The sequence below is a fragment of the Lactonifactor longoviformis DSM 17459 genome, from assembly GCF_900129135.1.
Taxonomy (GTDB): Bacteria; Bacillota; Clostridia; order Lachnospirales; family Lachnospiraceae; genus Lactonifactor; species Lactonifactor longoviformis.
This window is the reverse complement of sequence record NZ_FQVI01000055.1, coordinates 1-6,563: the sequence shown is the minus strand read 5'-3', so window position 1 is coordinate 6,563 and position 6,563 is coordinate 1. Positions and strand designations below refer to the sequence as shown.

Sequence of the window (6,563 nt, the reverse complement as noted above, 5' to 3'; positions counted from 1 at the left end):
TTCAAGAGTTGTCCAAGTTCAAAATTAACTTTGGCTAATTTATCCCTTTTACTGTTTTTAAGGATTTTTACTCATCCCAAAAATGTTACTTTTTTAGAATTTTCAGGTTAATGTGTTTCACTGTTTAGTTATCAAAGTGCTTTTTGTTGTCGGCTGATTTCTTATCTCAGCAGCAACTCTTAAATATTACCACAGGCTGTTGTGTCTGTCAATAACTTTTTTTATTTCTTTTTATCAGTTATCTCCGTGTGACTCACAGCAACTTTTATATAATATCATAAGCAGTACGCCTTGTCAACAACTTTTTTCTCTCTATTTCCTGTCTTGTCGACAGCTATATTAGAATACCATACTATAATCCAATCTGTCAACCCAAATTTTAACATTTTTTTACTTTCTATATTTACATTCTTCTGTTTCCTTCTCAATTTCAATTTCGGCCTTTTATGAGTCGCTCAATCTGCGTACAGGAAGCTCTGTCCGCCTTATAGAAAATTCACATTTACAAAAACATAAGTATCAATTCATATAGGATTGGAATTAGCAGCGCAGGAAGCATATTTCCCACCCTGACCTTGTTGCCGAAAAGCAGGTTAATTCCCACACCACAGATCAGCACAGAACCTATATAAGAAAGTTCTAAAATCGTCCGATCCGTTAGATAGGGTGCTATAAAATGAGCCAACAAGGTTATTCCTCCTTGATAAATGCCCAGAGGGAGCGCGGAAAATAGCGGCCCTATCCCAAAGGATGCCGCAAATATCATAGTGATGACTCCATCTAAAATTGCTTTTGCTGCAAGCATAGAGTAGTCTCCGGAAAATCCATCCTGCAGTGCTCCCACCACCGCCATAGCCCCAATACAGATCACCAGCGTATTACTCATAAAGCCGGCAACAAACCCTGTATCTTCCTGTGCGTTGACAAGCTTCTTCAGGCGTTCTCCCAGCTGCTCCACATGGTATTCAATATTACACGCTTCTCCCAACAAAGAGCCGAGTACCAAAGACGCGATCAACAGAATTGTCCCCTGGGACTCTAACCCATTCCCAGCGGGTTTCAACATGCCGGTAAGTGCACCGCTTATCCCTATGAAAATCACGCAGAGCCCCATGGACTGCATTAAGATCTCTTCCAATCTTCGGGGAATGTTTCCTTTAATAAAAGTTCCAATTCCTCCGCCTAACAAAACTGCTGCTACATTAATTAATGTTCCCAATACCCAACCGCCTTCTTTTTCCTTTGCCTACATTTGCCTCAAGAATCATCTTATCATCTTGCACTATCCCCTGCAATACTATTTTCCGAAAAATCATAAAGCCATTTTTCAGCGTGATTTACGCACTTATCTATGTATCTTTTTGTAGGATTTTATGTCGCTGATGTATAAAAAGAAGGATATGTTATGATACATGATTTGGATTTGACTTTGCAGACTATTCGTATTAAACTAAAGATAAGATGAATAAATATTAATTAGCATTATACCCTTTGCATAAGGAGGTGGGCTTATGAAGGATCATATTTTTTATTTGCTAATCATGTGGGGCGGAGCTTTTTTATTGCTGGGAGTCGGAATCTATGTACGAAAAATGAAAAAGCCTATGCGACTTTGGACCACTATACCTGTATTAGCCTCAGATGTAAAGGACCTGTCAGCTTACAACCGGGAAATCAGCCGCCTGTGGTGCATATGCTCTATTCCGTGTTTTATCACAGGATTACTTGTATTCTGGTATCCTGTTGCTTCTGTCATCTTCTTTGTTTTGTCCTGTACCGCTGGCATAGCCTGGATAGCCTGGCAATACCAGAAAATCGAAAAAAGGTATCTCGTTAAATAATCATTCCTTGTAATGTTTGCACCCCCGCTAATTACGGGGGTGTATTATAGTCCAGTTAATAGTCCGTGTACTGTGGACGCTTGACAAATGCCCAGTGCAATCAAATTCCTGTCAGAACACTAAAGATTTCAGTGCAAATACAGATATGGATTTGCCTGACGTTTTGGTGCGGCAGGAATCACGCTTTCAAGTGCCTCCTGCTCAGTTTTGTACAGTCGGCTTTGCCGCAGCCTGATCCCTTTATAACAATCGTATCTTAAAGTCACCAAATCTCCTTGTATCCCTGTAATAATGGCCTGTTTAATTCTGTGACCGTTTTCTATAAAGTAACAGATATCTCCTGCCTTCATGATACCACTCCTTTGCCATCATTATATAGGAACTAGTGTTCGATTTTCAATGGTAAGATATGGAACCTATTGCTCCCTCCGGCTATACTTTCTATGCTTTTGACGGATCTGTTTTTCCTACTGCTGTGGTATGCGTCAAGGACTTCTTTCTTCTGTTTTAACCCTACGCCAAAATAGCGTCTGTAGCGTATGACCAAAGATCTCTCCCACTGTGTAGAAGTCAACCGTCAGTTGGTGTTTACCTCGTTATTACCGCCTATAACTAATCGGGGCAGCAATATAGTAAATACCATCTGTCGTCGTTTCTTTTCTCTATCGCTAAGAATTTGTGTCGGATTCAGGACTCCAACCCGTTAGAAACGTGCGCCGCCAGGCGTACTTACAATAAACACGTATGCAGCCGCAAAACAGCATAGACGTTTGGCAATATGAGTAATTTAAGTGCAATATATGATTTGATAGTTCATTTATATAGTCGGAATATCCCGTTTTAAAATACAAACTTTTATGACAAAAATCCCTTTGTCTCCCAGATAAGTATGGACTATTTTGCTTAGCATAAAGGCAGATTTAGTCTAATTGTTTAAGATTGCCGGATTGAATAGCAGCGATATTTCGGAATATTCTTTCTTTAGACCAATCCCACCATTTTATTTTAAGCAATGTATCAACCGTTTCTTGATTAAATCTTGTTCGTATAGGTTTTGCAGGTACACCGCCTACGATTGTATAAGGCGGGACATCTTTCGTGACAACTGCTCGCGCTCCGATAATAGCACCATCTCCAATTGTAACGCCTGCTAAAATGACTGCTTCATAACCAATCCAAACATCATTTCCGATAACAATATCTCCTTTGTTATCCCACGCTTGTGTAATATCCTTTACATCTAAATTCCATTCTTCAAAAAATATAGGGAATGGATAGGCAGAAAGCGAAGATAAACTGTGATTTGCACTGTTGAATATAAATTTTACTCCGCAGGCAATCGAACAAAATTTACCTATTATCAGTTTATCCTGATTGATTTGGTAGTGATACAAAACATTGTTCTTCTCAAAATCCTTTGGCTCTTTGACAAAATCGTTATATATTGTGTAATCACCAATTATAATATTGGGATTACTGATGACACTTTTTAAATAGACAGTTTCTTTGTCCTGTGAACGGGGATAAATTTTCTGTGGCATATCTGCTCCCTTCTTATTCGTCAAACGGAAAAATAAATTTGTTGATATGTTCAAAATGGTTATTTTCTGTATAATACACGGTTCGTTCATTTGCAGAGTAGACAAATGAAACTCTGGTCGCCCACGCGCCCTCTTGCCGGACAGTGTTAAGCAATGTAAATGCGTCATAAATTGAAAAATCATTTTTATAGCTATCTAAAAACTGCAAAGCCAACTCATACCTATTATCATCCGGTACAATAAAATCTTTCGTGCTTTCCGGCTTTATCAATGAGTAATTTGTTATCAGAGAATGCTTACTTTGTTCTTCCCGATAACCAATTCCCGGTTCAATTACCAATGTACGCCCATGAAAATCAGACAACATTGCCTGCATGGTAGAGTCTGGTGCATAAACAATTTTCTTTGACTTAACAATTTGAAGAACCTCATCAAAGGAAACCTGCGCCTTGATAAATTGCTCTGTCAAATCAGCAATCGTCATACAGTCATCGCCGTCTTGATACGCTCCGGCAGAATTGCCATGCACATATAACAACGTTCCTACATTTCCGTTTTGATTTACTCCATGATAAGAATGATAGGCTCCGTCTGGACGCAAAATCCCGATATAGAAACACTCTTTTTCGTTCATTACTTTATGCGTCCATACAGAAAGGTCAATGTCAAAATTAAAGCCTGTTATCATATTACTCCCACGATAAACGAATCTAGTACACATAGTAGTGCCGCCTTTCATAAAATCTTTGTATGTTTCATCTTTATTTTACAGTCTTTCTGATAGACATTCTATACACTGTATGATACCGAAATGATTGGTATAAGAAAGATTGCGCAAAAGCGCAATCTCCGCCTGCAGCGGGCTGTCGCAGGCAGTATCTTCCTTTCCGCCGCAGTGTGATCCCCCGGAGGTTTTTTATTACATAGGGAATGAAGTTTCCTATGTAATAAAATAAGAGACTGCACTTGGCAGCCCCTTACGGTTACTTTTGATATATGATTTTCCGAACAGCGTAGAAAGATAAGCAATATTTTTCAGCAAGGCAATTCATAGAAATACCGCTTTGATATTCTTGTTTTATCTGCTGATTACGCTGCTCTAAGTTTTTCCGATAACCGGAAACTTCCCCCCAACGCTTCTGCTGTTTCTGTTCGATAGGAACATAAATATATTCGCCTTGAACATATCTTTGTAGCTCTTTTACCAATGCGTCCGGAAGAATGATTTTTGCATTTTTATATTTCATACGGGCTTCCTCCTTGATTACGATAGTCAAGTTACAAAGCCAGCATTTTATTTTGCGACTATTTTACTCCATGCAACCGTCGCAATCTACTGGCTTTGCATGGAGAAAACCTTTGTTTCTCTTTTTCGTGTTGATACACATACAAATCACTTCTTTCCCTACGTCTGAAACATTAAATTAAGATGAATACAGTCTAACATATTCTTAAACCTATATCAATCATGATTTTTAACTCCCTCTTTAGCATTTTTAAATTTTCTCATATTAAGAAGTCAAAAAATATTTTTAAAAATTTCTCTCAAAACTTCGGCAAAATTGCTCTGCTCGGTGTTGCAGGTAGTGAGAGGAAAATCGGAGGGTTGGGAATTCTTCCCAACAAGCCCATTTATGGTCTCTTACACCGTACAACCATATTTTATTTTTCGCTGGACGTGTTATAGACTTTATCTAGTTTTTTTACTGGCCTGATATACTTAAAATACTGTTCTGGATTGTAATAAAAATACATGATTCTTCCGGGAGAAGTATCCAGGCAGTAACCAGCCCCGGTATAATCAAAAGCTGCCATTGCTTCCTCAATCTTTTCCTCAACGCTGCAGTTTTCTTGTTCGTAATCAAATGGTCCATGTTCAAAAACAATATATTCATTTTCCGGAATGTCGTCCATAGACATTTGAGGCGGGACTTCCCCTCTATAGTCTAGTGGGAGCCGTACCCCCCAGCACTCTGAGCGCGGTATCCCCCAATCACACAGCCTGCCCTTGGGGTCATTCATATAAGCCATAATCTGACCGCTTCCACAGTTGGCTTCGCTCCCCCCGCCGTCGTCCAATTTTCCTTTAATACTATCAAGTAATCCGCAGATTGTTTCATAGTCTTGTCCCTCAATAAGACTTTGCTTTTGCCAAAAATCCCAGTATCCGTTGCTCTCATAGTTTTTGATGTACAAAAATTTGTGTGCTGGTATCGTAACAAAATATGCCTTTACACCTTCTGTTGTTTTTATCATACCGATTTCTCCTAATCCAAAAAAGTAACGGTCAAATGGACTTATTTTTGTACGGAGAACGACAGGCTTAGGATTCCTCCGATACTCACTGGGCGTAACACCATAAGTTCCTTTGAAAGATCTGGTAAAGGCTTCATGGGATGAAAAACCATAATCAAAGGCAATATCCAGAAGGCTCTTATCGCTATCACGAACCTCCTTTAATGCAAAGGCCAACTTTCTCTGACGTAAATACTCTCTAAACTGCATCCCCGAGATCTCTTTGAACTTTCTTGTTGTATGATATTCAGAGTAACCCAGCTTCCGAGCTAAAAAGCGCAGAGTTAAAGCCTCATCGCTATGACCTTTCATACACTCATCTATTTCATCCACAATTACTTGAATTTGTTTCTGCCATTCGTACATTAAATCACCTCTTTCAACCGTCCTGCAACTATTATAAAGAATTGGAAATGTTTCTGCTTGATTTTACTTGCGTTTTGTAATTAGGAGATTTTACCCTTTGCCGTCTTTAACTCATATAATACAAAAAAGCCCTGCAGACATTACATCTGCAGAACTTCTTCTCTCCAGGGGATGAGGGATTCGAACCCCCATCGACGGTTTTGGAGACCGGTGCTCTACCATTGAACTAATCCCCTTTATACAACTTTAAGTGGCCATCCCTAGCCACTTTCTCTTGTTATGTACTCTCAAAACTACATATACGATTTTACATCTTCTTTTTCCACTTTGCAACACTTTTCCGTTGTACTTAGATTTGCCTTTTACCAGTTTCGGCTCGACTTGCGTCTCGCCTCACTGCCTTCGGCTTCCCTAAGTGTTCAGGTCAAGCCCTCGACCGATTAGTAACAGTCAGCTCCATGCATTGCTGCACTTCCACCTCTGCCCTATCTACCTCGTCGTCTTCAAGGGGTCTTACTTC

Annotated in this window: 6 protein-coding genes, 1 tRNA gene and 1 rRNA gene; 1 reads left to right on the top strand and 7 read right to left on the bottom strand. The window is 39.5% G+C overall.

Translation table 11 applies throughout. The annotated features are described in order from the left end of the window. Positions 1 to 502: 502 nt before the first annotated feature. Entirely contained in the window at positions 503 to 1,219 is a 717-nt protein-coding gene (locus tag BUA56_RS22025; protein WP_072854901.1) for a DUF554 domain-containing protein, read from the bottom strand. Positions 1,220 to 1,511: 292 nt separating this feature from the next. Between BUA56_RS22025 and BUA56_RS22020 the strand changes: the two genes are divergently transcribed. Continuing rightward, positions 1,512 to 1,841, top strand: coding sequence for a hypothetical protein (locus BUA56_RS22020; protein WP_072854900.1), 330 nt, complete (start codon positions 1,512 to 1,514; stop codon positions 1,839 to 1,841). A 920-nt stretch (positions 1,842 to 2,761) separates the two neighbouring features. On the opposite strand, the gene BUA56_RS22010 is transcribed toward BUA56_RS22020, so the two are convergent. The 6 genes from BUA56_RS22010 to BUA56_RS21985 form a co-directional block, all read right to left on the bottom strand. Next, positions 2,762 to 3,382: a CatB-related O-acetyltransferase gene (locus BUA56_RS22010; RefSeq protein WP_072854898.1), complete on the bottom strand. Its 621-nt coding sequence runs from the start codon at positions 3,380 to 3,382 to the stop codon at positions 2,762 to 2,764. A gap of 13 nt (positions 3,383 to 3,395) precedes the next feature. Then, positions 3,396 to 4,016, bottom strand: coding sequence for a conjugal transfer protein (locus tag BUA56_RS22005; protein WP_479724311.1), 621 nt, complete (start codon positions 4,014 to 4,016; stop codon positions 3,396 to 3,398). A gap of 349 nt (positions 4,017 to 4,365) precedes the next feature. After that, positions 4,366 to 4,629 carry a CD3324 family protein gene (locus BUA56_RS22000; RefSeq protein WP_072854896.1) on the bottom strand — a complete coding sequence of 88 codons (264 nt, stop codon included), beginning with the start codon at positions 4,627 to 4,629 and terminating at the stop codon, positions 4,366 to 4,368. A 415-nt stretch (positions 4,630 to 5,044) separates the two neighbouring features. Next, entirely contained in the window at positions 5,045 to 6,043 is a 999-nt protein-coding gene (locus tag BUA56_RS21995) for a helix-turn-helix transcriptional regulator (protein WP_072854895.1), read from the bottom strand. Between the two features lie 165 nt (positions 6,044 to 6,208). Next, positions 6,209 to 6,279 (bottom strand) — tRNA-Trp (locus BUA56_RS21990). A 184-nt stretch (positions 6,280 to 6,463) separates the two neighbouring features. Beyond that, a 23S ribosomal RNA gene (locus tag BUA56_RS21985) occupies positions 6,464 to 6,563 on the bottom strand; the annotation flags it as partial.

Excerpts from the sequence above, each read along its gene's own strand:
- BUA56_RS22020 (WP_072854900.1), top strand. The coding sequence starts at position 1,512 with ATGAAGGATCATATTTTTTATTTGCTAATCATGTGGGGCGGAGCTTTT.
- BUA56_RS22010 (WP_072854898.1), bottom strand. The coding sequence starts at position 3,382 with ATGCCACAGAAAATTTATCCCCGTTCACAGGACAAAGAAACTGTCTAT.
- BUA56_RS22005 (WP_479724311.1), bottom strand. The coding sequence starts at position 4,016 with ATGAACGAAAAAGAGTGTTTCTATATCGGGATTTTGCGTCCAGACGGA.
- BUA56_RS22000 (WP_072854896.1), bottom strand. The coding sequence starts at position 4,629 with ATGAAATATAAAAATGCAAAAATCATTCTTCCGGACGCATTGGTAAAA.
- BUA56_RS21995 (WP_072854895.1), bottom strand. The coding sequence starts at position 6,043 with ATGTACGAATGGCAGAAACAAATTCAAGTAATTGTGGATGAAATAGAT.